Source organism: Actinoplanes lobatus (assembly GCF_014205215.1).
Lineage (GTDB): Bacteria > Actinomycetota > Actinomycetes > Mycobacteriales > Micromonosporaceae > Actinoplanes > Actinoplanes lobatus.
Genome location: NZ_JACHNC010000001.1, coordinates 6,785,987 through 6,811,252, shown reverse-complemented (window position 1 = coordinate 6,811,252; position 25,266 = coordinate 6,785,987). Strand labels below are relative to the sequence as shown.

Below are 25,266 nucleotides of genomic sequence, written 5' to 3'. Positions count from 1 at the left end.
CCTTCGGTGCGATCACGACGGGCGGGTGCTGTCGGGCTACCGCGGCGGGGTGAGCAGGCGCTCGCCCTCGGCCAGGGCTTCGCGGAGGTGGCCGACGAGTTGGTGCAGGCTCTCGTCGAGGTCCGCGCGGTCGCTCGTCGCGGCGACGATCTCGTCGCGCAGATCGTCGACGTACGGCTGCCAGGTGTCGAGGGCGTGCCGGGTGCAGGCGTCGACGAGCTGTTGCCGGCTGTCGGCCGCCGCCCTGTCCTGGTTGGTACGGGCACGGTCCGCCCGGTAGTCGTCGAAGATCTTCGCCGCGTACACGACGAGGGGAACCGCGGCCTCGACGGTGCCGAGGTGCCGTCCCAGCCCTTCGGCCGCCTTGGCGGTGCGGGTCTTCTTGCCGGCGAGTGGCCCGGCCGCGTCGCTCATCGCCTTCAGCACGCCGACCAGCATGGGCCCGACCGACTCGACACGTCCGGCGAGGCCCTCGGCCGGGACCCGGGTGGTGCCGGATTCGAGGGTGGCGACCAGGGAGGCGAAGTCGGCCCAGGCCGGGTGGGCGTGGTCGCGTTCGGTGGACTTGCGCACCGATTGCCGCAGCCGCTGGAGGCGGAGCTCGTGCTTCTCGAACCACTCGCCGAGCGCGCGCTGGATCTCGGCCTGGACCTCGTCGGTGCCGGAGGCCGGGTTCCCGGCGCGGCGCAGCACCTCCTCGACGAGACCGTCGAGGCCGGCCCGGGCGGCGCGGTCGATGGCGTCGAGTTCGTTCTCCGACGCCCGGCGGCGGTTGATGCCGCTGGTGGCGACCTCGGCACGTACCGTGTAGCCGGCCAGCTGGACGCGCAGTTCGGTCACGGTCTGTTCGAGGACCGCCGTCCAGTAGCGTTGCCCGGCGGCGTGCCGCCATCCGGGCAGGTCCGACGACGACACCGCGCCGAGGGCGTCCGTCAGGTCCTTCATGCCGTCCCAGGCGCGGTAGGCGTCCCAGGTCTCCGGGCCGAGATCGGTGTACGAGCCGGCCAGCCCGAACGGATCCGGCGCCACGGCGTAGACCGGGGCCGAGTCGTCGAACGTCAGCTGTTGCCGCAGTTCAGCGACCTTGCGGGCGGTCAGTTCCCGGTACGGGGCGAGCCCGTGCTCGGGGTTGACGCCGGCCTCGTCGAACCGGGAGATCACGATCCACAGCGTTCCCGCGGGCCACTCGCGGGTGATCAGCTGCTGGAGCTGGTCGCGGTCGGCGGTCGCCAGTTGCGGGGTGAGCACGAGGACGCCGACGTCCGTGAGGTCGACCGCCGCCAGGGCCTCGCGGGTGTTGTTCTGCGCCCGGACGTCGGACCCGCCGACCGAGAATCCGGGGGTGTCCCGGACGATGCAGCCGCCGACCTCGACGCCGTTGACCTCGAAGGTCTCGTGACGCGCGCTGATGGTGAGCCAGGCGGGCGCGGTGCCGCCGGTGTCGGCGATCAGCCGGCGCAGCAGGGAGCTCTTGCCGGTGTCGTAGGACCCGAAGAGGGTCACGACCGGCTTGTCCAGCTGCTGGAAGGTGTCCCAGGCGGCGCCGTACCGTCCGGCCAGCGATCCGCCGGGCAGCCGGCCCAGCCAGTCCCGCACCGCATCGATGTCGACCACGGTCACTCGTTCCTCCCCGTTGTGCCCGTCAGTTCGTCCGCGGCCGTGATCAGGGCCCCGGCCGTCGCGGCCCGCGTTCTCGCCGAGTCGATCCGCTTCTTGAGGGACGTCTCACGATCGAGGTGTACGTCGAGCAGTGCCTCGAGTTCCCTGATCTGCTGTTCCAGGTATCCGACGGGACCGTCGGCCCGCTCACCGCGCATGATCTGTTCGACGAGCCCGGCGGCCGCCTCGTCGATCTCCCGCAGGGCCGAGTCCTGCTGGTCCTTGTGTTTGCCGTCCTTGTGTTTGTCGTTGGCCATCATCGCCACGTCGGCGGCGGAGGCGACGAGCCCGAGGACGAATCCGGCACGGGCCACCCGGGCGGCGCCGTTGATGGCGCCCCAGGGTTTGAAGTTGTGGCCGAAGTACTTGCCGATGGCGTAGACCGCGTCCCGGGTGCCCAGGGCGTTCACCAGCGGCGCCACGGCGCCCGCGACATTGCCGGCGCCCGAGGTCACGTTCTCGTACCAGGCGTTTCCCTTGGCTTCGAACTCGGCCGCGAGTTCGGGTGCGACCTGGAGTTCGGCGGCGCGCATCTCGCGTCCGATCGCGGACATGTGGTCGCTGTACCACTCGTCCAGCCGGTGTGCCGCGTCGGTCAGGTAGCGTTCGAGATCGGCTTCGAACTCCGGGGCCTTCCACCAGGACTGGACGAGGTCCTCCAGCTTCCTGGCGTCCTTGCGTTCGATCTTCACGAGCGTGGACTTGGCCGCCACCAGGTGGCGGTCCACGGTGCGGCGGGCGGCCTCGCGCAGCGAGTTCTCCAGGATCACGGCGTCCTGCACCGCGGCCCGAATGGTGGCGATCACCGGTTCCGAACGGCGCATCTCCTGCTCGGCGTCGGCCTGCGCCCGTTCCAGCGCGTGCCGGCGCCGTTTGAGGCCGGTGACCGCCGCGTCGAAGGCGGCCGACGACGACGCGGCGGACAGCCGCTCGTCGGAGAGGCCGGACATGGTGCTGGTCAGCGCTGCCACGCCGTCCCACAGCCGGTTCTCGTCGAAGGCGGCGGCCGGCGCCCCGGGAGCGGCTCCGACCAGGCCGAACGGGTCGCCGGACAGGCAGTGGATCCGGTCGGTGCCGATCTCGACGCCGCGGGCGGCGAACGCGGCGCGCAACTCTTCGCGTTTGCGGTTCTGCAGGTTGAGGAATGCGGCGGGTTCGGCGAGCGGGTTCATGCCGAGTTCGTCGCACCGGTTGATGAGGAACACCGTCCGGCCGCCCTTCGCGGCGATCGTCTCCGCGCCGCGGGCCAGGTCCTCCAGCATCGTGGTGTCGCCGACCAGCAGGTTGATGTGGACGACGACGAACACGAGCGCGGCCTCGGCGATGGCCTCGTACGCGATGGTGTCGTGTTCGCCGTGCCCGCTCTGCAGTCCGGGGGTGTCCACGAGGTCGAACCCGGGGAACGGGTAGCGGGTCGTGGCCGCGGTCGCGGGTGTGGCCCGGATGTCGATCGCCGCGCGTGTCTCCCGGCCGCTGTCCACCATGATCCGGCGGATCAGCGACGACTTGCCCGAGTTGTAGTCACCGAGAACGACGAAGGCCGGTCTTGCTCCGTCGACGCGCCAGAAGGCCCGGACGATGTCGAACAGCTCCGGGTCGTGCCGGGCGGCTTCCTCGAGGCCGGCCCGCCACGCGTGGATGGCCGCCGTCGACGGGGTGCTCCACGCCGTGGCCAGCACGCGGGTCAGTCGTTCGTGGTCCTGCTGACGGCGCTCGGCGTACCGTTGCTGAAGGGTTTGATCGATCTGCGCCGGCCCGTGCGGGTCGACGCCGGCGTCGAGCCAGTCCTCGCCGAGCAACAGCCGGGTCACCTCGGCCGTGGAGTCGCCCATGCGACGCCGGGCCCGCTGGAGGACGTCGGCCACCGCGGGCGCGGGCGCGATCGAACCGGCGTGGGTGCGCAGGTCGTCGATCAGCCGGCCGATCCGGGCGCGCGCCGTGCGGAGCTCGATCGCGGTACGCAGCGTCTCGGCGACCGCGGGACCCAGCAACGTCCACGCCGCTTTCCGGCTCTCGGCCACGAGCGAGTCCTCGTAACCGCTGAACGTCTCGTCCACCGCGCGATGGCCGGTCACCGTTGCCTGGGACCTCGCCTCCCGCGCCCGTTCGGCTTCCTCGTCGCTCATCTTCTTGCCGAAGTACTGCTGGACCTGGCTCACGATCCCGACGCCCACGGCGGTCGCGCCGATCACCCATCCCACCGGGTTCGACAGCAGCAGCGCGGCGAGCGGTACGGCGGCGGCGCCCAGGCCCAGCGCGATGCCCGACCCCTTGACCACGTCGCCGATCACGCCGCTGCCCTCGCCACCGAGGATCTTCGCGGCGTGCGACACCGTCATCGCGTTGCCGGTGGACTCGGGGCCCACCGCGATTTCGAGCTCACGTCGCAGGAACTCGCCGCGGTCGGCCCACACGGCCGCCACCGCGGCGCCGACGGCGGCCTCGTCGAAGACCGCTTCGGTGAACTCCGGCTCCTCGACCGCTCGTTTCTCGGCGAACGCCTTGCGGATCAGCTCATCCACGTCGGCCTTCGCCTGCCGGCGGCATCCCGCCAGGTGCGAGGCGGTGAGGTGCCGGACGAAGCGGTCCAGCGTCCCTTGGGGCGGTGAGGTGTACGGGACCGCCCGCGCCGTCTCGGACACCCCGACCAGGTCCGCGCCGAGTGCCGCGTCGTGCAGCCACACGGCCCGTTCGGCGTCGTCCGGGTAGCCGAGCACGGCGAACAGCGACTCGATGTCACGTTCGACGGATTCGGCCTCCCGGTCGATCGCGGCCGCCAGGTCCTCGAGTTCGCCGATCCCCCGCCGGCATCGCGACCGGACGTCCTGGCGCAGCGCGGCCAGCCGGAGATCGGCGGCGCCCTCCTCGATCAGGTGGGCCATCAGACGTTCCAGCGTGCCGAAGTTCGACCAGCGTTCGAGGTACTCGATGCCGAAGGTGTCGCGTTCGAAGTCGAGGCCGTCCGCGGCCACCCCGCGGAAGGGGGTGGTGGCGCGGGCGAACAGGGCCCGCTGGCTGTGGATCGCGACGATCGGCGTCTCCGGCAGGCCGATCTCCACGAGATGGGTCCGGATGTTGTCGGCGTGCTGCCGCACCTGCTCGGACAGGTTGCGCCGCAGGGGCGGGGCAACCCGGGCGGGATGGTGCCACTGCGCGTTGCGGGAGTTGAGGACGGCCACCGCCGGTTTGCCGTAGTCCTTGATCCAGGCGGCGATCTTCGTGAACTCCATCGCCTGCTGGGACTGGGAATCGAAGCACAGGAACACGACATCGGCGATCTCGACCGCCCGGCGGGCCTTGGCTTCGAGACTCTCGCGGCTCTCGGTGCGTCCCCAGCCGTTGATGCCGGGGGTGTCGTAGAGCCGGCAGTTGCGCCATCCGACGGCCTGCACCTCGGTGGTGCAGTCGCTTTCACCAGGCGAGACGTACGTTCCGTCGAGCCGGCCGAACACCGACAGCAGGGTGCTCTTGCCGACGCCGGTACGCCCGAAGAACGCGATGTTGAACGATGCGAGCGACTCCCGCTCCCGATCCAGGTGGCGTCGCAGGTCCGCCGGGAACTCGGTGGTGAGGTCGTCGAGCCGGGTGATCAGGGCCGATGACGCCGGCCTGCCCCGCTGTTCCGGCGCGAACGCGCGGACCAGTTCGCCGGTGACCTCGTCCAGCCGGGCCAGTTCGGCACGCCCCTGCTCGACGGCCGACTGGACGGCATCCTCGAACGACACCACATCTGAGGTCAACTCGTCGTCACTTCCGCAGGCGCCCCGTCGTCTGTCGCGGCCGATCCTAGGCCACCGCCGTCGACGGGCTGACCAGCGGATGCCGTGCTCCGGCTGGAGCACGGCATCCGGCGGTGGTCAGCCGCGGTGCGGGGCGCCCGAGGCGAGCGCCAGGTCCTGCTGCAGAACCTGGTACTGGCCCTTCGGGTTCAGCTGCTCGTCGTAGATCAGGGCAGCGCCCGCCTGCGGGTTGGAGAACCAGCCGGGCACCCAGGAGTAGGAGTCACCGAACCCCCACGGCGTGAACGAGATGCAGGCGCGGACGGCCAGGCACGCCTTCAGCGACCGGGACCAGTAGCTCTCCTGGGCGTACGGGGCGAGCGCGTCCACCGGCACGTTGACGGCGTCCGGCTTGGTCAGCGTACGCACGTCCACCTCGGTCAGCGCCACCTTCTGCCCCAGCGCGGCGAAGCGTTCGAGGTTGCTCTGCAGGTCCGGGTAGCCGTACTGGGTGGACAGGTGTCCCTGGAACCCGACACCGTGGATCGGCACGCGCTGCGCCTTCAGCGACTTCACCAGCTCGTACACCGCGTTGCTCTTGGGGCCGGTGAACTCCAGGTTGTAGTCGTTGTAGAAGAGCAGGGCGTGGGGATCGGCCTGATGCGCCCAGCGGAACGCGTCGGCGATGTAGCCGGTGCCGCCCCATGCCTTGTACCAGATGGTCTGGCGGGGCTGCCCGTTGTCGTCGAAGGCCTCGTTGACCACGTCCCACTGCCAGATGTCGCCCTTGAAGTGGCGCACCTGGGCGAAGATGTGCTCCTTGAGGGCCGCCTTCACCTCCTCGTTCGAGAGGGTGGTGGTGTATCCGTCGGTGGACAGCCACGCGGGCAGCTGGTTGTGCCAGAGCAGCGTGTGGCCACGCACCAGCTGCCGGTTCTTCTCGGCGAAGGCGACGAGCTGGTCGGCCTTCTCCCAGGTGTAGGTGCCGCGGACGGCCTCCACTTCGGCCCACTTCATGGCGTTCTCCGCGGTGACGCTGGAGAACTGCTCGGCGGTGATCTGCGTGTACTTCGCGTTGGAGCCCAGCTCGTCCGCGTTCACCGCCGTGCCGATGCGCAGGCCCACCCGGGCGGCCAGCGCCCGCAGCGAGTCGGCCGGGTAGGCGGGTGCGGGCGATGGCTTCGCGGACACCGGGTCGGAGTCCGCGGTGGCGGAACCGGCGAACGCGAGCTGTCCGCCGAGCAGTGCGGTAGCGGTGGCGACAGCGAGGGGAAGCCATGGACGGCGCATGGGAACTCCTTACCAGGGAGGACGAGGAACGGTCGAAAGTTTCGATAATGCTCCGTAAGTAACGAGCGAAAGGAATCTATGCCTGTCGCCGCGGGCGGTCAAGGGCAACCGTGCCCCGCACCCGGACCGTCGCGCCGGGGCCCGCTTCGGCGGCCACCACGAAGCCGCCCGAGGGCACGTCGACAGTGATGGGGCCCCGTCCGCCGGCAGTGGCGGCCGGCCGTCCCTGATCGTCGTAGCTGTGGGCGACCGCGGGCCCGGCGCCCGGGACGTCGATCGTCATGCGCCGTGACGTCCGGGCCGCGCTGGAGAGCAGCACGGCCCGCCGGGTGACCAGGGTGGAGACGAGCGGCGTCAGCAGGAGAGCGTCGAGGTCGCCGCTTCCGCGTACGCCGGTCGCCGTCAGTGCGGTCGCACCCGCCGGGAGGGGCCGGGTGAGCGCCACGGGAAGCAGCGCGCCGGGCGCTGGGGACGCACCCTGCGCGCCTCCGCCGCCGTAGCCGATGCCGCCGAGTGCCGCGAAGGCCGTCACGCCGCCCGGGCCGGGCATCCGGTTGATCACCGCGGCCACGAGCCTGGGCTGGGCAGCCCCAGGGACGGTCCACGTGACCCGGCCACCAGCCCTGACCCGCAGGTAGGCGTTACCGCTCCACTGCGATTCGCCGGTCCACGCCGATGCCGGGGTCACCACGGAGATCGGGCCGTCGAGCCGTCCGGACTCGGCCTCGACCGTACGCCGGCCGTCCCGCCGCACCACCGGGCCGGCCGCTTCGGCGAGCGCGGCCAGGTCCGGAGCCGCGTCCAGGGCGAGCATCGTGAGCAGGCCGTGGATCGTCGACTCGGCGCCGGAGTTGAGGTTGACCGTGCCGTCGCCGTTCACGCCGTCGTTGGTGGCGCCGGTACCCGGGTGGTACATGGGGACGTTCGCCGGGTTCTGGCCGAAGAACCACCCGGCCGCCACACCGGCGAGTTGGCGGAGGCCGGCCGACCCGGCGGCCCTCGACACGGACAGCAGACTCTGCACGCGGGCGTCGGCCCCGTACGCGATCTGGGAATTGTCGATCGGGGCGGGCAGCAGGCCATTGACCGGGCCGGTCGCGGTGAGCAGGCCCGGCGTGAAGGCGGCGGCGTCGGCCAGCGCCGGGGCCAGCAGCCGTCCGTCGCGGAGGGTGATCGAGGCCTCGGCCAGCGCGGACGGCATCTGGGCGCCCCAGGCGTGCCACAGCGACCGCGACCGGGCCCAGGGCAGGACGGCGCCGTACGGCCAGACGCCGGTGCCGCCGCCGCCCATCTCGGCGATGCCGGCGGCCAGCCGGGCCAGGGCGGCCCGCGCGGTGGGCGGGCCGCCCGCGCGGACGTACGCGCTCAGCCCCAGCACCGCCTCGGCGCTGGCGTCCGCGCCGTCGGCCACCAGCCACGCCGGCATCCGCTCGCCGTCGACGACCCGGTGTTCACCGAAACGACCGAGCACCTGCCGGTCGAGGGCGGCGACGGACAGGTCGAGGCGATCCTCGAGGAACGCGGCGAACGACGGATCGGCGGTACGGAAGGCGGCGTAGCCCTCGCCCAGCGCCCAGATCGTGCGCGCGAGCCAGTACGACGCCGCGGAGTCGGACGGGTCCGGCGCCTCGACCGGGGTCGGGCTCGGGTTCAGCGTCCCGTCGGGCTGCATCCAGAGCACGACGTTGCCGGCGTTCGGGCCGGTGGCCGTCTGCATGTAGGTCAGTCCGCGCAACTGCCGGTAGGCCTGATCCCGGCTGGCCCGGTCCCCGAACTGCCGCCAGTGGCGCAGGTAGACCACCGCGGCACGGGAGACATCGTCCGCGTCGTACGCGCCCTGCCCGTAGGTGCCGGTGCGCGCGTCGTAGGCGCCGCCGCCCACCCGGCGGTAGCCGCCGCCGGGCAGGTCGTCGGCGTAGACCCAGAGCACACCGATGGCGGGCTCGTCGTCGAGCCGGTAGGTGGTGTGACCGGCCTGGGCCGGCGGCCGCACCGTGTCGGTGAGAAAGTCGAGGTGATCCAGATTGGTCAGCACGGCCGGGCCCGCCGGCGCGGCGACGGTGTGGACCGGGCCGGCCAGGAGAACGGTGGCGGTCAGCGCCGCGATGAGGGCGGGCCGGTTCACCCCTTCACCCCGGAACCCAGGTCGGACGAGACGAAGTGCCGCTGAAAAGCGATGAAGAGCAGCACCGCCGGGGCGGCCAGCACACAGGCGCCGGCCAGGATCGCGCCGTACGGGTTGGTGGCGGCCGACGCGACCGTGCTCATGTAGTTGGCCAGCGCCACCGCCAGCGGCTGCATACCGGTCTCTTTGGTGATCAGGAACGGCCACAGGAACTCGTTCCACGGCCCGATGAACGTCAGCAGCGTCGCGGTGAGCAGGGCCGGGCGGACCAGCGGCAGGGCGACCGAGCACAGCACACGGATCTCGCTCGCTCCGTCGAGCCGTGCCGCCTCGAACAGTTCGACCGGAAGTTGCAGGAAGAACTGCCGGAACACGAACACCGCCACTGAATTGATCACGAAGGGCAGGATCATGCCGAGGTACGAGTCGGCGAGTCCGTAGCCGCGCACGACCTGCACGTACAGCGGGATGACGAGCAGCTGGAACGGAATCACCTGGAGCAGCAGCATGGCGGCGAAAAGGGTGCCGCGGCCGCGAAAGCGCAACTGGGCGAGCGCATAACCGGCCAGAACCCCGAAGACCAGGGTGCCGATGACCACGCCCGCGGTGACGATCACCGAATTGAGCAGTGACCGCCACAACCCGATGGCCGCGTTGATCTCGCGATAGTTGTCGAGGCTGAGGTTGCCCGGCCTCGGCAGCGCGCCGGCCGGCGACGTGTCCGGCGTTGCCTGCAGCGAGCCGACGATCATGTAGTAGAACGGGAACAGGAACACGATCGCGCCGAGAGTCACGGCGATCGTGCGCCACCACGAGCGGCCCCGGGTCACCCCTGCCTCCGTTCCACCAGCCGCTGAAGCCCGGCGAGGAGCAGGACGCCGGCGACCAGGAGTACGCCGATCGCCGCCGCGACGTCGGGATGCTGCTGCTCGATGCCGCGCTGATACATCAGCAGAACCGGCGACGCGGACCTGCCGCTCGGGCCACCGCCGTTGGTCAGCAGGTACGGCTCGGTGAACAGGTTCGCGCCGGTGATGATCGCCAGCAGGGTGACCAGGGTCGTCGCCGGCCGTACGCCCGGAATCGTGACCGCCCGGAAGCTGCGCCAGCGGCTCGCGCCGTCGACCGCCGCCGACTCGTAGAGCTCCCTCGGCACGTTCTGCAACGCGGCCAGGTACAGCAGGATGAAGAAGCCGAGCTGCTTCCAGGTCACGAAGAGGGCGATCGACGGCATCGCCCACCTCTCGTTGATCAGCCACGACGGGTCCGGAGCCAGGTCACCGAGCACCTGGTTGACCAGCCCGTCGGAGCTGAACAGGAACAGCCACACGCCGACCACGGCCACGCTCGCGGTCACGTACGGGACGTAGAAGCTGACCCGGAAGAACGTACGGAACGGGATCGCCGCGTTGAGGGCGGCGGCCAGCAGCAGCGACAGCACCACGGTCAGCGGCACGTTGATGACGAGGAAGATCAGGATGTTGACGAACGACTGGCGTACGGCGGGGTCGGCCAGCGCGGTGGTGTAGTTGTCGAAGCCGACGAAGGGCCGGGAGACGCTCACCCCGGGCGCGGTGAAGATGTAGTCGTGGAAGGAGATCCACACGGCCATACCCAGCGGGTACGCGAAGACGGCGGCGACGTACACCGCGTACGGGGCGCTCAGCAGAAGCCCGATCGGCTGCGTGGTGGCCGGTTTCGCGTCAGGCGCGACGGAGGTCATCGGATCACCAGGTCGTTGATCTTCGCGGCCGCGACCGCCAGTGCCTTGTCCGGATCCTCCTTGCCGAAGATCACCGAGTTCGACCAGGAGTCCCGGAAGGTCTGCCACACCTCGACGGAAGCCGGTGTGTTCGGCACGTCGACCACGTGGGCCGCCTTGACCGCGAACACCCTGTACTGCGGATTCGCCGCGAAATACGCCGGATACTCGCGCACCAGGTCCTGGCGCAGCGGCATCTGCCCGGTCATCGCGAGCAGCTCGCCGTCCTGCTCGGAGCTGGTGGAGAACTTCAGGAAGTCCCAGGCCGTACCGCGGTTGGTGCAGGCCGTGTACAGGGCGACGTTCTTCGCGTCGCTGAACGTGGACTGGTTCTCCGCCGAGCCGGCACGCGTCGGCACTCCGGTGACACCCCAGTCGACCTTGTCCTGGTACGCGGTGACGGCCCAGGGGCCGACACTGGCCATGGCGGCGGTGCCGTCGGCGAACGCGTCACCGGTGTACGCCTCCTTGCCCGCCAGGTTCTGGGCGTACAACTGCCGCCAGAGGCCGGCGACCGCCCGGCCCGCATCGGAGTCGAACGTGGCCTTGGTGTCGACGACGAGCTGTTGGCCGCTTTCCGCCACGTACATCGGGTAGAAGTCGAACCACGACTGGAAGAACTGGCTCGACGGCGACGGGAAGATGGCGTACCTGGCCGCGCCGCTGGACACCAGCTTCTGCGAGGTGGCCAGGAAATCGGTGTACGTGGCCAGCGGCGGGGCGGTGGTGCTGAGGCCTGCCTTGGCGAACGCCGTCTTGTTGTAGAACAGCATCACCGGGTTCGATTTCCACGGCAGTTGGTAGATCTTGCCGTCCGGCGATCGGTACTGGGCGCCGAGCTCGCCCGAGCGTGCGGTCACGTAGCTCGTGCCGTCGGCGAAGTCGTCGAGCGGCACCAGACCACCCTGCGCCTGGAAGTTCGGGACGGCGGCAGGCGACGTGTTGTAGATCAGGCATGGGGTGTTCCCGGCGATGATGCTGGCCGAGATGACCGCTTCGGACGTCTGGCTGGCCGGGATCTGCTGGGCCGTCACCTTCTCGTCCGGATGGGTGGCATTCCACTTCTCCACCACCTGCCTGCCCCAGGCGACCTCTTGCGCGTTGTTCGAGAACCACACGTCGATGGCGCCGCGGGCGGTCGGGTCGCCGCCGGCCGACGTAGCGTCGCCGCCGCCGCAACCGGTGGCGGCCAGGACCAGGGACAGGACGGCTGCCCCCGCGAATGGAATCCGCTCCTTCATCCCTTCTCTGCTCCTTTGAAAGCCTTTCTCTGGTAAGCCGTGAAAATCCGCCTATTCCACTGTCGCGTATTCCATGCCTGGGCGCGGACACATCCGGTGACGACGCCGAACCTACGGTCTTGTGCGCCGGGGCGACCGGGTCCAGGAAGTTCTCAGGTTCGGCAGACGCGCTCCGATAGTCGCGCCATGCACCCGTCCCCCCGGAATTTCGTCGTCGTGACGGCGGCCGCGTTCGGTGTGTTCCTCGCGCCGAGCACCGCCGTCGCGGCGCCCGTCTCCCACACGACCACGGTCTCCGGCACCTTCTCCCGGGTCGTGGTCGACGACGACCTGTCCACCCCGGGTGGCGAGCAGGCCACCGGTACGGTGACGCGGCCCGTCGTCACGATCGATGACACCATGCTGCCGCTGCCGGCCACCGCCGCGACCGGGCTGCGCCCGGATTCCGCGATCGAGGTGACGGTGAGCGCGCCGGCCGGCGTCGACACGCCTGCCGAGGTCGCCGCCGCGATCGGCGACGGCGAGGCGCGGATCCTCGACGCCGATCCCGCCGCGGTCGCCGCCGCGCTGCCGGCCGGCCGGGCGGGCGCGCACACGCTGACCGTGCTGCCGGTCTACTGGACCGCGCCCGATTCGCAGACCACGGGGACCCTGCGCGAGACGGCCGACCGGACGGCCGCGTACTGGAGCGAGCAGACCGCCGGTGGGATCACCGTGCCCACCATCGACGTCCGGGGCTGGGCAAAAATCGCCGCCCCGAGTTCTTGCGACTACACGGCGATCTCCAACGCGGCACACGCCGTACACGGCGTAGCCGCCTCGAACAGCCGTAACCACGTGCTCATCTATTTCCCGAAGACCAGCGCCTGCGGCTGGGTCGGCCTCGCCTATGTGCCGGGCGGCGAGATCTGGATCAACGGATACATGTACGGCGACGCCTGGGAGCACGAGTTCGGGCACAACCTCGGCCTCGGCCACGCCAACTCCCTCAACTGCACGGAGAACACGGCGACGGTCGCGCTCAGCTCGTCCTGCACGGTCAGCTCGTACGCGGACTACGACGTGATGGGCTTTGCCCGCTACGGCGACGGCTACAGCTTGAACACGGCGCTGTCCGACGTGCTCGGCACGCTGGACAACCCGGTGACGGCCGGCGCCGGAAGCCTGGTCAAACTGCCGGCGGTCACGTCGATCACCGCTCCCCGGGCGGTCAAGGTGCCGCTGCCCACCTCGACCCTGTACCTGGAGTACCGGCCGAGTACCGGCCGTGACGCGGGCCAGCCCGCCGGCTGGGGAGGTGTCCAGGTCCGGCAGCTGCTCCCCGGCGACAACCAGTCCCGCATCCTGAACATGAACCCGGCCGCGGGCACCGGCCGTGCGCTGGCGGCCGGCTCCTCCTGGGCCGTGCCGGACACCCCGCTCACCCTCACCGTGGAGCGGATCGACGCGTCCGGCGCCGAGGTACGCATCGACGACCCCTACCACGACACCACCCCGCCACCCGCGCCGGCCGCACCGGTGTTCGCCGGGACCGGAACCTTCGGCCCGTACGCGTCGGGCCCGGTGACCGTCGCCTGGCCGGAGGTCATCGACCCGGAGTCGGGCATCGCCGGATACCGCGTGCTGGTCAACGGGCAGCGGACGACCGTGCCCGGCACCCAGACCAGCTTGAAGCTGGCACCGGTCAACGGCGCGAGCACCATCTCGGTGACCGCGGTCAACCGGAGCGGCATGGCCGGAGCCGCCAGCCCGACCATCACCGTACGGGGCGACAACACGCCGCCGACCGCACCCGCCATCACGGCGCCGCAGAGCGGCCAGAAGGTGGAAGGCACCGCGACGGTCCGCTGGAAGGCGGCCACCGACACCGAATCCGGCGTCGCCCGCTACGAGATCCTGCTGGACGGGACCCCGCTGAGCACCGTCGACGCGACCGCCACCGCCGCGGACGTGACCTTCCCGCTGATCACCAACGGCCAGCGCACGCTGACCCTCACCGCGATCGACCAGGTGGGCAACCGCAGCACGCAGGCGACCACCAAGGTGACACTGTCCCGGGCGGTCACCGCACCCACCGGGTTGAAGGCGGCGGGCGACCCGGACGGCTCGGTGATCTCCTGGACCGCCCCCATCGGCGCCCAGCCGGCCGGCTACGACATCCTCGTCGACGGTGCCGCCAGGACGACGGTGCCGGCGACGGCCACGAACTGGCGGCTGGCCAACGGCCTGGCCGACGGCGCGCACGTGGTGGGTGTCCGGGCCCGTGACGCGGCGGGCAACGTGTCCGCCACGGCGACCGTCAAGGCCGTCCTGGACACCACCGGACCGAGCCAGCCCAAGGTGTCGGCGCCCCGGGCCGGCGCGGTGGTCACCCGCAACAAGGCCGTCATCACCTGGTCCGCCGCCGCCGACATCCAGTCGGGCATCGCCGCGTACGTCATCGAAGTCGATCACGTGCAGGCCGCCCGCGTGACCGGATCCACGCGCACCGTGACCCTCACGGTGCCGGACGGACACCACCACATCGGAGTAATCGCGATCAACGGCAACGGCCTGCGCTCGACGGTTACCGACGCGGTGGCTACCACCTTCACCGCCGCCGCGACGGCACCGGCCGCCGCGAAGATCACCTCGCCCTCGTCCGGCAAGCTGACCAACGCCGACAGTGTCTCCGTGACCTGGACGCCGGCGGTGGACGGTGGCGGACTCGCCCGCTACGAGGTCCTGCTGGACGGACAGCCGGCCGTCACCGTCGACGCCACCACGACCACCGCCACCGTGCCGCTCGGCTCGGGCCTGCACACCCTCGCGGTCCGGGCGGTGGACCCGTCCGGTCTGGTCAGCACCTCAGCGACGGTGAAGATCACGGCAGATCTCGAAGGGCCTACGGTCGCCGCGCCGACCGTCCGGTTGCGGACCGGCTCGACCGCCGGCGGGGTGCCGGTCACCCTGACCGCCTCGGCGACGGACACCAACCGCGTCTGCGCGATCAGCGCCGCGGCGAACGGCACGCCGGTCGCGACGGCCAAGGCGGGCAGACTGAGTGTGTCCACCGTGCTGCCCGCCGGCGCGACCCTCGTGGTCACCGCCACGGACTGCGCCGGCAACGTGAGCACCAGGACCGACCCCGTGCAGTTGACCCCGGTCGCGGAAACGGCCGGGCAGTTCACCGGCGCGTGGACCTCGCTCAGCGGGACCGACTACACCGACGGCACGGCATCCTCCGCGTCGACGGCCGGCGCGGCCCTGTCCATGACCTTCACCGGCACGCAGGTCGCCTGGATCGGGTCACGGGACACGGCCTCCGGTGCGGCCATCGTCTACCTGGATGACAGGAAGGTCGCCACGGTGGACACCCGAGGGGCGGCCGCACACCGTCAGGTGCTGTGGGCCGGTGCGACCACTCCCGGCACGCACACGGTCAAGATCGTCGTGGTCGGCACCGCCGGCCGCCCGACCGTTCTGGTGGACGGCTTGACCGTGGCCCCCTAGCTTCCTCCTCCCCGGGCAATCGGGCCGTCCATGTGATACCCGACGGGGGCGAAGCCGTGGTCAGGTGACCGGCTACGGCGGCTGGCGCTCCTGGCTGGCCATCTGACCGGACATGGGTGGGTCACGGTTTGGTGAGCAGGCAGCCGGAGACGGTCAGGTCGATGGCCCGGCTGGAGTTCAGGCAGGTGGTGAACCAGTACGTCTGCTGGCCGTAACTGCGCCCCGGCAGCACGGTGACCACGCCGCTCGCGCTGACCTCACACGGGTTGTTCAGCGTGCAGCGTCCGCCGTCCTCGTTGCCGGTGTTGTTGATACCGATCAACTCGCCGGTGCTGGTGCTGACGATCGGCGAGCCGGACGTGCCGCCGATCGTGTCGCAACCCGCGTCGTAGCGGACCGAGTCCTTCCACGTCCAGGTGTCCTCGCGCAGCGTGGTCACGAAACCGTCGATGCTGCAGTTCCAGACCCTTTTCCAGTAGCCGGACGGGATAGCGATCGAGGTGCCGGCGGCCGGATGCGCGGCCGAGATGGTCAGCGGGGTGGCCCCGTACGATGAGGACAGCGCCGCGAAGGTGGTGTTCAGCCGGTAGAGGGTGACGTCGTTGCCGGTCATCGTCGCGTACAGCACCCGGTTCGCCCGGACCCGTGCCACCGAGCCGCCGGAACTGTTGAGCAGCGTGCCGGTGCGAGTGCTGGCGACGTTCTGGATGACCCTGCCCGCGGCGATGAAGCCACCCTCGTAGCAATGTCCGTTGGTGAGCATCATGGCGCTGTCGGTGCTGACCGAGGTGGGGAACCGGACGAGCGCGGCCGAGCAGTTGCTCAGCGCGATGGTGTTGGCCAGGGTCACCGCGACGGCCGTGGGGGCGGGTGCGGCTGCCTGAGCCGGAGCGGCCGGCCCGGTCAGGATGCCGGCGATGGCTGCCAACGTGGTGACGCCGAATGCTGATGCCCGTCGAAAGCGCATGAAGGTTCCCCTCGCAGCGGGGCGGCAGCCCGGGTACGACCTGCCGCACAGGTGGCGGCGGGCATGACGGGTCAACGGCATGCCTACGCCGGTAGCTCTGGCGTAGGCACCGTCCCATCGACATTTACATATGTCAATATTTCAAATAGCCACTGATACCGCCCTTATGGAACCCGGATTGCCCAGATCTGCCCGTGCTGGTGACGAGACTCCGCGAGGACGGGCTAGCGGGGCCGCCGCCGGCCCCGGTTTCGCGGCAACCGTGTCCCCATCGATCGAGTCCCCGTCGAGTAGGCCGTCCTCCGGAACATTCACCCGTGGCCACGGCCGCGGCGCCGAAATCGCGGCGGGACGGCAAGGTCCACTACGGACTATGCTGCCCGGGTGGATCGCATCGACACCTCGGTGGCACACCCCGCCCGGCGCTACAACTACTGGCTCGGCGGCAAGGACCACTTCGCCGCGGACCGCGAGTCCGGGGACCTGCTGGCCAAGGCGTTCCCCACCGCCCGCATCGCCGCGCTGGAGAACCGGGACTTCCTCCGCCGCACGGTGCGCTTCCTGGCCGGGTCCGGGGTCCGGCAGTTCCTGGACATCGGCACCGGCCTGCCGGTACCCGACAACACCCACGAGATCGCGCAGCGGATCGCACCCGGCTCCCGGGTCCTCTACGTCGACAACGACCCGATCGTGATGACCCACTCCCGGGCCCTGATGATCGGCACGCCCGAGGGCCGGATCGGATACGTCGAGGCCGACCTGCGCGAACCCGACACGATCCTGCAGCACCCCGATCGCCTGGCGGTCCTGGACCTACACGAGCCGGTCGCCCTACTGCTGGTGGCCGTGCTGCACTTCATCCACGACGACGACCAGGCTACGGCGGTAGTGGCCCGCCTGCTGGACGCCCTACCGTCGGGCAGCTACCTGGTGGCCAGCAACCTGACGCTCGACCACGCCCCGCCTGAGCAGGTGGCCATGCACGAGCATCTGCTGGCGTCCGGCCGCACCGACGCCCGGGCCCGAACCAGCGCCGAGTTCGGCCGCTTCTTCACCGGCCTCGACCTGGTGACGCCCGGCATCGTCGCCGTCAGCGACTGGCGACCGGCCCGCGCCGACCGCCCCTCCCCCACCGACGTGGCCATCTACGGCGCGGTGGGACGCAAGCCGTAACGGAACCAGCCGAACGCGCCCACCGTCACAGAGCGGACAAGCCAGTCACCGGACCCGTCGTTCCGGGTCGCCGTTTACGATCTCGCCTCATGTCCGAACCTGGCGCCACCTCCGCCGTGCCGGGCGCCGGCAGCCGGGACCCGTCCGGAACCGCGCCGGACAACCACGACGACTCATCCTGGGCCTCATAAGACCGCATCTCATTTGGGGTTGCTGCCCGGCAACAGGTTCAGTTTGACGGCGCGGCGGAAGCAGATGACAGCGCAAGCCAGGCGCAGGAATCCGCGGAAGTGGGAAGCCTTGCGGTCGTAGCGGCGGACCAGCCGCCGGAACCGGGTCACCCACTCCAGGCAGCGCTCGATCACGTAGCGGTGCCGGCCGAGGCGGGTCGAGGACTCGATGCCCTTACGGGCGATACGCGCCTTGATCCCGCGCCGGGCCAGGGCCTGCCGACTCGTGCGGTAGTCGTAGCCCTTGTCGCCGTGCAGCTTCGCCGGCCGTCTGCGCGGGCGGCCGACCGGCTGACGCACCGGCGTCAGGCCGTCGACCACATCCTCCAGGACCATGTGGTCGTTGACGTTGGCAGCAGAGACATCAGCATGCAGCGGAAGCCCGTTCCGATCACCAACCGCGTGGATCTTGGAGCCGGGCTTACCGCGGTCGACCGGGCTCGGCCCGGTCAGGTCCCCCCTTTTACCGCCCGCACGTGCAGGGCGTCGACGCTGGCCCGCGACCAGTCGATGTGCCCGGCAGCGCCGAGCACATCGAGCGTCGCCTGGTGCAGCGCGGCCATCACACCTTGCTCGACCCACTCACTGAACCGGCGGTGCGTACTCGCCGACGAGATCGGAAACGACTCCGGCAACTCGTTCCAGGCGCAGCCGGTGTCGAGAACGAACAGGATCGCCGCAAGCGCCACCCGGTCGTCGATACGCCGCCGGCCGCCACCCTGATGCCGTTTCGGGTGCCCGGGCAGCAGCGGCTGCGCGAGGCGCCACAACGCTTCCGGGCAGTACTTCTCCACATCACCCACACCCGTACAACGAACGACCCCGCGCTACAACAACCCCAAACGAGATGCGGTCTAAGCAACAAAAGGACAGCGCTGGCAACCGACACACTCGGGTATGAGATCGCGGCCGGCCTGGGCGCACTGCCGGCTCGCGGCGATTGAACGCCACGATCACCGAACTGCCCCGGCGGCGGCGTTAATCACGCATCCGCAGCGGCAAATGAGTTCATCCGATCATGACGGATGCGACGCTTTCCACCGGTGTGCCAGGATCGCAACCATGGACGAGAAGACCGAAGGACAGCTGCGTGTTATCCGCGATGTCGTGGCGGTCCTGCAAACGGCCGATATCTCGGCGTGGCTGTTCGGAGGTTGGGGACTCGATGCGAGGATCGGCCGGACTACGCGCGAGCACGGCGATGTGGAATTCTGGGTCGAACGTGTTCATGCCGAGCGTTCGAAGGCGCTTCTCGTAGAAGCTGGCGCTACGGCTCTGCCAACTCAGCCCGCGGAGGAGTCCTGCGAGTACACGTGGGACGACGTCTCGTTCAGCACCGCCTACTTTGATCGGCAGTCGGACGGATCGTTCAGCCAGCCCCTTGGGAGATTCTCCGACTGGCTGTTCCCGCCAGGATCGTTCGGCGAGGAGCCCGTGACGCTCGACGGCACGCCAGTCCTGGCAATGAGCGTCTCGGGCATGCTCGCCATGAAGGAGCAGTTCCCCAGCCTGCGCAACGGCCGGCCATGGCGGCAGAAGGACATCACCGACATGGAAATACTCCGAGGGTTGGCCACATGACCGCGAGCCGAGCTGTCACACAGGCCCTCACGCTTCGTACAACCGAATCGCGGCCATGAGAGTCAACCGGAGCCTGAACCCGTCCAGCCGATCTCGAGCCGTCCAAGCATCGGGCACGATGATCACATGCTGGTGCTCTTCGACGCGGAAGTTCACGTTCACTACGGCTTCTTCAACGTCCTCGGTGCGGACGAGGAACAGGCGGACCTCATGGATACCCGGGCTGGGCAGGTCAACGGGTTGATTGGTGCGGCCGTGACCGGCCAGCTATCGCTGGTTACAGGCCTACACACCGGTCGGGTCCCGCTTATGGTCCGCTGGCACAACACCGAGCCAGTCGTTGCCGACCAGTGGGCGGACGTGGTCGAGGTGTCTTTTCAGCCGCCGGCTGCCGATCTTCTGCTGGAGTCGTTCAGCGACTCATTCGAGCTGTGCCTACCGGCGGTGCAGGGCTTGCGGGTGCGGTACTACGCGAGTGGGATGGACGCCGCTGGGGACGCTGACACGGTGATGGCTGACGAGCCCACCATCGACCGCTACCTTCTCGAATTCTGGCCCTCCGACCCCGCACCAGATTCGGTCCTTCGACAGACAAGCGAGGTCGCGGCGTACTGGCATAGAGAAGCGCGGGCTGCTCTGCGTTAGCAGCAGGACGGGGGACAGACCTGCGCGGACAGCGGTATGTGAGTGCTCAGCTGCCCGGTGGCCAGGCTGGGGAACGTTGATCCTCAAATACGCCTTGGCCCCCGCCTAAAGCGCGTGCCACTCTCCGATATCGCCGGCCTGTCCGGTGCGGATAAAGACTCTGACCAAGTCCCACGCGCGGTAAACGTCCAAGACCACGTCGCCGGTGAACCTCATCAGTTCGTCCATGACCGGGACCTGGACGTACGCCTCATCGGGAACTGTGCCGTCGCCGGCGAGAAGAAGGGACTGCGCGACCGGAGCGATGACGAGCAGGTGGACGACCGCATACTCGCCGCGGAACCCGATGGCCAACTGCGGGGACTCGACCGCCGGAACCTCGACTTCGATGTAGCCACGGATGCGACGCCGGCGAAGATGACGGAAATGGCTGTCCAGCTCTGTCGGATCTGACCGCACCGGGGTAGGCCGGAAACGGCGCGATTCCAGCGTCGTCGCGGACCACACCACATCCATCGCGCGAGTGTAGGCGTACGTCCGGGCATCGCCCCATCCAGGTTGCTGGAAGTCTGGTCACCCGCGAAGTCCGACCTGACAGCACGGATCGCGGCACGAGTGGACGTTCGCGCGGTCGGCCGATTCAGTTTGGCGTCGGCGCCTGTATCTCGCTGGCGAGCTCGGTCCATGTTGCGATCGCTGTGGCCCATCCGGGCATATCCGCGTCCGGGCCGCGGCTGGGCGTGCCGCCGGTGAACAGGTAGCGGTGTTCCACGGTGTCGAGATGGGCCAGGACGTCGAGGCGGTCGTCGACGAAGTGGGTAATGCCGAGGCGGTGGCAGACTGGCGCCTTGTCGCGGCGTTCCCGGACGAAGTGCAGGTTGGTCTCGGCTATGCCGGTCCGTTCGAAGAACCGGTGGTGGGCCAGCCAGGCTCGGGTGTTGGCGGCCACCTTCGGGCCGGCCTTGGAGACCAGGTGGACCCGGCCGGCGAACGGCTCAGCGGTGAGCGCGGCAAGGCATGCGAAGACGCCGGCCGTCGCGGGTGTCTCCAGCGGACGGCTGCCGAAGAAGGAGGTGTCCGCGCCGTCGCCGGTCAGGGCCACGACCACTCCGCCGACATCGACGCCCAGTGTCGGCAGACGTGTCCGCCCCGGACCCCGGTAGATGGCACGTTGTTCGCGGGGTCGTCGCTGTCCGACCCGCTGTCTGGCCACCCGATGTGCCTCCTTGCCCTTGTTCTGGAACCGAACCTATCGGCCGGGGCAAGCGGTTAACAGTTCTTCGATGCAAACTCCGCTACACACCGTGATCGCCCACACTGCTGCTACTTGTGAGGACGTTCGACGGTATTGCCGCAAGCCGCATCGACTGACACCGCCTCCTCAATCGAGCCCGGAAATCAGTTGGACGGGCTCGTTCGTGTGGGCCGATACTGTGCGGCTGGTCATTCTTCGGCCGGCGTTCGGGGCGATCACGTCACCCCGGGCCTGGTGGTGAGAAGGCTGGGTGGTCGTGGTGCCTGTGAAGCGTTCGGAAGAAGACGTTCTGCACCGCTTGTACCTTGGGATTCGTGAGCGGCGGCCGCCTCAGGAGGTGGCGGTGGATATCGTGGGCCTCGGTGCCGATCGCTGGCTCAGTGCGGTGGGTGCCCGGGATCTGTACGCGATGATGCGGCACCAGCAGGCTCGTCAACTGCTGGTCGCGGAGAACGGGCCGATGGCGTGGAGCGGGCCGGTCGGATCGTCGATGCCGACGACGTGGCGACGCCATCCAGGGCTGGCCCGGGCGTACGAGGCGGCCCGCAACGCGGTGGACGCGGTCGCGCTCACCGTGGGGCGGCCGGGAGCCGCGGCGGCGGACTCGGCCGACCCGGTGTCGTTGCGCCGGTGGCTCGGGTCGGCTCTGACGCTGCTGGGGCTTGCCGGCGAGGAGCCGTGGCCGGCCCGGCCGACGATGCCGCGCCGCCCGGTGCCGATGACGTCGTGGACGGGCGCTACCTACTACGGGTTTCGTAAGCCGTCGGGAGCGCGGGGCGACCGCGGTGGGCATGCCGACGCGCGAGATCGGATGGACAGTGCCACGCGCCGGGAGTTCCTTCCCGAGGTGTCGGTGCGCGCGTACCGACGCGCGGTGCGGGCTGTGCTGCACTTGCAGCAGCGAACCGAGGTGCTGGCCGCCGAACGCGACCGGGAGGCGTCGGTAGCGTTCGGTAAGGCACGGCTCGCCTACCTCCTCGCCGAGGAAGACTTCGTCGCGTGCCCGGCCACCGCGGCGTTCACCGCCTACTACGTGGCGCGGCTGAACATGCGGACCGAATTCACATCCGGCCGCCAGGCCCGGCCGATGGACACCCTCGCCGAGCAGTTGCTGGCGGCGGCACTGACAGCCTCGACCTGCCGGCCGTGGGTGCTGGCCTCGGTGCTGACCCGCTGGTCGGTCCTGGACCGGCTCAACGACGAGCAGTGCGGTCGGCTGATGGGGCTGTACTACGAGCAGCTCGCCGCGTCGGCGCGGGCGCTGCGGCGCGTCTACGACGTGCGTCGCGACCCCACGCACATGATCGTGCGGGCGGGGGACGACTCGTCGACGTGGAACAGCGCGACCCGGGCGTTCAACCAGGCACGCACCGGCTGGCTGAACCTGATGCGCGGTCTCGGGTACGACGACGTCATCGAGGCGAGCTGCCCGGGCAAGGTTCCCGCGCTGGTGGCGGCGGACGTGGCGGCCTGGCACCGGCGGGAGGGCCGCGACCAGCATGCCGACGTGCAGGTGTGGGCGGACCTGCCGCTGCCGTGGGATGTCGTGCTCGGCGACGACTCCTGTCCTGCCGAACTGGTGCGGCAGGCATGCCAACGGCACGGGATCGATCCGGAGACCACCGGCTGGACACAGCCGTACCGGCAGGGCCTGACCGAGCTACCGGCGCCGGCACGCGACCTGGTTCACGGAGTGACGGTGTCGTCGCCGTTGCTGGCCAGGGTATTGCGGCAGATCGGTGTGTTCTCCGGCCAGGCCCAGAGGCGATAAAGGCGTTGCGATCCCCGTAGCGATCGAGGACCCTAGGACAGCACGGCGATAGCTCAGAGAGCCGGAGGAGGCTCCGGCCCGGCAGAGCGGGCGGCTCACGAACCTTCCGCCCCGTCCCCGTTTCGACCACGGGTCACGTGCGAACAGGTCAGATACGCGGATCCGTCCGGCATCTGACCTGTTCAGCTCCGGAACAATGCGGTCCCGCCAAGCAGCGACCATCAGATGCCTTCGATACTTGCAGCGCGCTCGCCCGGCGGCAGGAGAGTACGCGTCCAGCCTGCCGGAAAGTGCGGTGCATCTTGGCCAGCGATATTGCTGTCTTGCATGGGCGATGAGCAGGCGACGAATATCTGCTACTGACAGTGACGTATTGGTTTAGGTCTGCGAATTTTGTACCCTTTCGGCCCATGGACGACATCGCACGCTTCTATCGGCAGCCGAGCCCGACCTCCGGTCTCGGGCGGCACCGGGATCGAGTGCTCGGCCTTCCGGCTGGCTCGGAGGCGCTCAGCGCGATCGTGCGCGGGCTGCTGATCCACAACGACACGGCGAGGGTTCAGGGCCTGCGGTTCTCCGCCGAGCGTATGTCGCACAAGGAGACCGTCGGCGCCGAAGCGATCCTGGACAACGTGATCGGCATCGATCCGGCGCCCTTGGATCGCGAGCGTCCCGTCGAGCGGAGGATGTTCGGCTTCTGCTATCACTTCGCGCTGTTGCATTGCGCTCTGCTGCGCGCTACGGGCACACCGGCCCGCATCCGATGCGGTTTCGCCGGCTACTTCGAGGCGCAACGCTGGATCGACCACTGGGTGGTCGAGTACTGGGACGGTTCCCGCTGGATTTTGACGGACCCCCAGACCGGGCGCAGCGATTTGACCGGTGACGACTTCCAGGACGGTGTCACCGCGTGGAGTCTCTGTCGCGGTGGTGCTTCGCAGTCGGCCACTTACGGCAACGGAGAGCTGTGGGGCTGGGATGAGCTCAGGGGCAGCCTGATCAACGACGTCACAGCCCTCAACAAGGTCGAGGTCGCAGGTTGGTATTGGTGCGACCGCCTCCAGGTGGAGCCCCTCGACCAGCCGCACGATGAACTCGATAAGTCACTCGACGTCCTCGCGCGTCTCGCGGCCACCGCAGAGTCGATCGAAGAGCTTGGGAACTGCTTCGACCCGTACCCCGAGTTTCAGCCGCCGGCAGGCGCCGTCGCGCGATAGGAAACGCACTCACATCGACAGAAGAGCGAACTGGCTGATGGCGGGGTCTTTCCACCTCGCGCGAAGAGGGCGTGGGTCTCGTCGTCGGCGATCCCCTCCAGGGCTGTCCGTCGGCATCGAGCAACGTGCTGGCCCGCATGACGATCGCTGCTCGGCCGCTGCGACAACCTGGATCTCAACATTGCCAGGGCGGCGCTGCGCGGGGTCGCCGACGATGGTCTGGTCGTCGAGATGATCGGTGGTCCGAGCGGGACATACACGATCCACTGGTCGCGGGACGTACCGTCGCTGCCGGCCCGTATCGTCCTCGACCAGGGTTACCGGCCTCCCGGACACGACCTGCCGCCCGCCCGCGTGCCCGGCACGGCCGACACCGGTGTCACCGATCCGGCGGTGCCGGCCGAAATCGAGCGGCTGGTCGGCGAGTTCGCCGTACGGCATCATCCGCAGGGGTAGGTAGTTGTCGATCTCAGGGGAATTCTTTGCGCCGCCAGGAGGGATCGGCGTACGCCGGCGGGGCCTCCTGCCACCACTGGACGCTGAACCACTCAGCGGACCATCGCGAGGTCGGTCCAGCGAGCACTGCCCGCGCCGCGGCGGCGCTCTCGTCCGGCCGTTCTTCATCCCAGGGCACGCGTACGAAGATCTGATACTCGTCGGGCTCCTCCAGCCACACCTCGAGTTCGTCGGCACCGTTCGCGCGAGCTCGGACGGCCTCGACTCCCGGCGGCAGGACAAGATCGGTGAGCATGAGCCGCCCAGCCCGGCGCACCGCCGTCTCCCAGGAGTAGTCGGCGCCGAGGCGGGCCACCTCGGCGTCGTAGGACGAGGCGTCGAACAGCGTCGTGCGCCGTTCGCCTTCCCACCGTGTGCCGCGCCGGCCCCATTCCCAGCGCACCACGTCGCCCTCGCGGCGGATGCGCGCTTCCACGGCGTCGCAATCCGGGCCGCAACCCGGACAGCAGGCGATCACCGCGGTCGTGGGCTCGCCGGTCGCCAGGAAGCGGTTCACCGGCACCAACACGTGCCACGGGTCGACGCCACCGTTGTTGTCGGCGCGGCTGACGTCGACGCCGTCGATGCGCACGATCACCCGCAGATTCTCGACAGCCAACGACAGCAATGACTTCACGCCCACA

General features: G+C 69.6%; 19 protein-coding genes. 7 read left to right on the top strand and 12 right to left on the bottom strand.

Annotation, left to right across the window (positions count from 1 at the left end):
* Window positions 1-36 precede the first annotated feature (36 nt).
* The 7 genes from BJ964_RS31275 to BJ964_RS31245 form a co-directional block, all read right to left on the bottom strand.
* Window positions 37-1,620, bottom strand: a complete 1,584-nt coding sequence (locus tag BJ964_RS31275) for a GTPase domain-containing protein (protein ID WP_188124029.1) — start codon at window positions 1,618-1,620, stop codon at window positions 37-39.
* Window positions 1,617-5,399: a GTPase gene (locus BJ964_RS31270; RefSeq protein ID WP_188124028.1), complete on the bottom strand. Its 3,783-nt coding sequence runs from the start codon at window positions 5,397-5,399 to the stop codon at window positions 1,617-1,619. Before BJ964_RS31270 ends, BJ964_RS31275 begins: the two co-directional genes overlap by 4 nt.
* Before the next feature lie 117 nt (window positions 5,400-5,516).
* Window positions 5,517-6,668, bottom strand: a complete 1,152-nt coding sequence (locus BJ964_RS31265; protein WP_188124027.1) for an endo-1,4-beta-xylanase — start codon at window positions 6,666-6,668, stop codon at window positions 5,517-5,519.
* A gap of 76 nt (window positions 6,669-6,744) precedes the next feature.
* A complete protein-coding gene (locus BJ964_RS31260; RefSeq protein WP_188124026.1) occupies window positions 6,745-8,793 on the bottom strand; it encodes a hypothetical protein in 2,049 nt (682 codons plus the stop codon).
* The gene (locus tag BJ964_RS31255; protein ID WP_203832766.1) at window positions 8,790-9,623 is read right to left on the bottom strand and encodes a carbohydrate ABC transporter permease; all 834 of its coding nucleotides are present in this window, start codon (window positions 9,621-9,623) and stop codon (window positions 8,790-8,792) included. The genes BJ964_RS31260 and BJ964_RS31255 overlap by 4 nt, the downstream gene beginning before the upstream one ends.
* Window positions 9,620-10,516, bottom strand: a complete 897-nt coding sequence (locus BJ964_RS31250; RefSeq protein ID WP_188124025.1) for a carbohydrate ABC transporter permease — start codon at window positions 10,514-10,516, stop codon at window positions 9,620-9,622. The genes BJ964_RS31255 and BJ964_RS31250 overlap by 4 nt, the downstream gene beginning before the upstream one ends.
* Window positions 10,513-11,796, bottom strand: a complete 1,284-nt coding sequence (locus BJ964_RS31245) for an extracellular solute-binding protein (RefSeq protein WP_188124024.1) — start codon at window positions 11,794-11,796, stop codon at window positions 10,513-10,515. The genes BJ964_RS31250 and BJ964_RS31245 overlap by 4 nt, the downstream gene beginning before the upstream one ends.
* 186 nt (window positions 11,797-11,982) lie before the next feature.
* Here BJ964_RS31245 and BJ964_RS31240 point away from each other — a divergent pair, with 186 nt between their 5' ends.
* A complete protein-coding gene (locus BJ964_RS31240; RefSeq protein ID WP_188124023.1) occupies window positions 11,983-15,288 on the top strand; it encodes an Ig-like domain-containing protein in 3,306 nt (1,101 codons plus the stop codon).
* Between the two features lie 121 nt (window positions 15,289-15,409).
* Here the strand turns inward: BJ964_RS31240 and BJ964_RS31235 are convergent, their stop codons facing one another.
* A complete protein-coding gene (locus BJ964_RS31235) occupies window positions 15,410-16,255 on the bottom strand; it encodes a S1 family peptidase (RefSeq protein WP_188124022.1) in 846 nt (281 codons plus the stop codon).
* Window positions 16,256-16,648: 393 nt separating this feature from the next.
* On the opposite strand from BJ964_RS31235, the gene BJ964_RS31230 reads away from it, so the two are divergent.
* Window positions 16,649-17,428, top strand: coding sequence for an SAM-dependent methyltransferase (locus tag BJ964_RS31230; RefSeq protein WP_188127276.1), 780 nt, complete (start codon window positions 16,649-16,651; stop codon window positions 17,426-17,428).
* A gap of 200 nt (window positions 17,429-17,628) precedes the next feature.
* Here the strand turns inward: BJ964_RS31230 and BJ964_RS31225 are convergent.
* A protein-coding gene (locus BJ964_RS31225; RefSeq protein WP_203832997.1) for an IS5 family transposase occupies window positions 17,629-18,452 on the bottom strand; the annotation gives its coding sequence in 2 pieces (ribosomal slippage) (window positions 17,629-18,117 and window positions 18,120-18,452; 822 coding nt in all).
* A gap of 268 nt (window positions 18,453-18,720) precedes the next feature.
* On the opposite strand from BJ964_RS31225, the gene BJ964_RS31220 reads away from it, so the two are divergent.
* Window positions 18,721-19,239: a nucleotidyltransferase domain-containing protein gene (locus BJ964_RS31220; protein ID WP_188124021.1), complete on the top strand. Its 519-nt coding sequence runs from the start codon at window positions 18,721-18,723 to the stop codon at window positions 19,237-19,239.
* Between the two features lie 126 nt (window positions 19,240-19,365).
* Entirely contained in the window at window positions 19,366-19,884 is a 519-nt protein-coding gene (locus BJ964_RS31215; RefSeq protein ID WP_188124020.1) for a hypothetical protein, read from the top strand.
* 105 nt (window positions 19,885-19,989) lie between these two features.
* On the opposite strand, the gene BJ964_RS31210 is transcribed toward BJ964_RS31215, so the two are convergent.
* The gene (locus tag BJ964_RS31210; RefSeq protein WP_188124019.1) at window positions 19,990-20,400 is read right to left on the bottom strand and encodes a hypothetical protein; all 411 of its coding nucleotides are present in this window, start codon (window positions 20,398-20,400) and stop codon (window positions 19,990-19,992) included.
* Between the two features lie 124 nt (window positions 20,401-20,524).
* Complete coding sequence (locus BJ964_RS31205; RefSeq protein ID WP_223149636.1) at window positions 20,525-20,986, bottom strand: hypothetical protein; 462 nt, start codon at window positions 20,984-20,986, stop codon at window positions 20,525-20,527.
* Window positions 20,987-21,482: 496 nt separating this feature from the next.
* On the opposite strand from BJ964_RS31205, the gene BJ964_RS31200 reads away from it, so the two are divergent.
* The 3 genes from BJ964_RS31200 (at window position 21,483) to BJ964_RS31190 (ending at window position 24,583) form a co-directional block, all read left to right on the top strand.
* Window positions 21,483-22,910 carry a hypothetical protein gene (locus tag BJ964_RS31200; protein ID WP_188124018.1) on the top strand — a complete coding sequence of 476 codons (1,428 nt, stop codon included), beginning with the start codon at window positions 21,483-21,485 and terminating at the stop codon, window positions 22,908-22,910.
* A 410-nt stretch (window positions 22,911-23,320) separates the two neighbouring features.
* On the top strand, window positions 23,321-24,127 hold the full coding sequence (locus BJ964_RS31195) for a transglutaminase-like domain-containing protein (RefSeq protein ID WP_188124017.1): 807 nt from the start codon (window positions 23,321-23,323) through the stop codon (window positions 24,125-24,127).
* Window positions 24,128-24,358: 231 nt separating this feature from the next.
* The gene (locus BJ964_RS31190; RefSeq protein ID WP_188124016.1) at window positions 24,359-24,583 is read left to right on the top strand and encodes a hypothetical protein; all 225 of its coding nucleotides are present in this window, start codon (window positions 24,359-24,361) and stop codon (window positions 24,581-24,583) included.
* Window positions 24,584-24,596: 13 nt separating this feature from the next.
* On the opposite strand, the gene BJ964_RS31185 is transcribed toward BJ964_RS31190, so the two are convergent.
* Window positions 24,597-25,259, bottom strand: coding sequence for a hypothetical protein (locus tag BJ964_RS31185; RefSeq protein WP_188124015.1), 663 nt, complete (start codon window positions 25,257-25,259; stop codon window positions 24,597-24,599).
* Between the last annotated feature and the right edge of the window lie 7 nt (window positions 25,260-25,266).

What these genes read in the sequence shown, in the direction of transcription:
- BJ964_RS31265 (WP_188124027.1), bottom strand. Translation starts at nt 6,668, where the DNA reads ATGCGCCGTCCATGGCTTCCCCTCGCTGTCGCCACCGCTACCGCACTG.
- BJ964_RS31250 (WP_188124025.1), bottom strand. Translation starts at nt 10,516, where the DNA reads ATGACCTCCGTCGCGCCTGACGCGAAACCGGCCACCACGCAGCCGATC.
- BJ964_RS31245 (WP_188124024.1), bottom strand. Translation starts at nt 11,796, where the DNA reads ATGAAGGAGCGGATTCCATTCGCGGGGGCAGCCGTCCTGTCCCTGGTC.
- BJ964_RS31240 (WP_188124023.1), top strand. Translation starts at nt 11,983, where the DNA reads ATGCACCCGTCCCCCCGGAATTTCGTCGTCGTGACGGCGGCCGCGTTC.
- BJ964_RS31235 (WP_188124022.1), bottom strand. Translation starts at nt 16,255, where the DNA reads ATGCGCTTTCGACGGGCATCAGCATTCGGCGTCACCACGTTGGCAGCC.
- BJ964_RS31220 (WP_188124021.1), top strand. Translation starts at nt 18,721, where the DNA reads ATGGACGAGAAGACCGAAGGACAGCTGCGTGTTATCCGCGATGTCGTG.
- BJ964_RS31215 (WP_188124020.1), top strand. Translation starts at nt 19,366, where the DNA reads ATGCTGGTGCTCTTCGACGCGGAAGTTCACGTTCACTACGGCTTCTTC.
- BJ964_RS31210 (WP_188124019.1), bottom strand. Translation starts at nt 20,400, where the DNA reads ATGGATGTGGTGTGGTCCGCGACGACGCTGGAATCGCGCCGTTTCCGG.
- BJ964_RS31195 (WP_188124017.1), top strand. Translation starts at nt 23,321, where the DNA reads ATGGACGACATCGCACGCTTCTATCGGCAGCCGAGCCCGACCTCCGGT.
- BJ964_RS31190 (WP_188124016.1), top strand. Translation starts at nt 24,359, where the DNA reads ATGATCGGTGGTCCGAGCGGGACATACACGATCCACTGGTCGCGGGAC.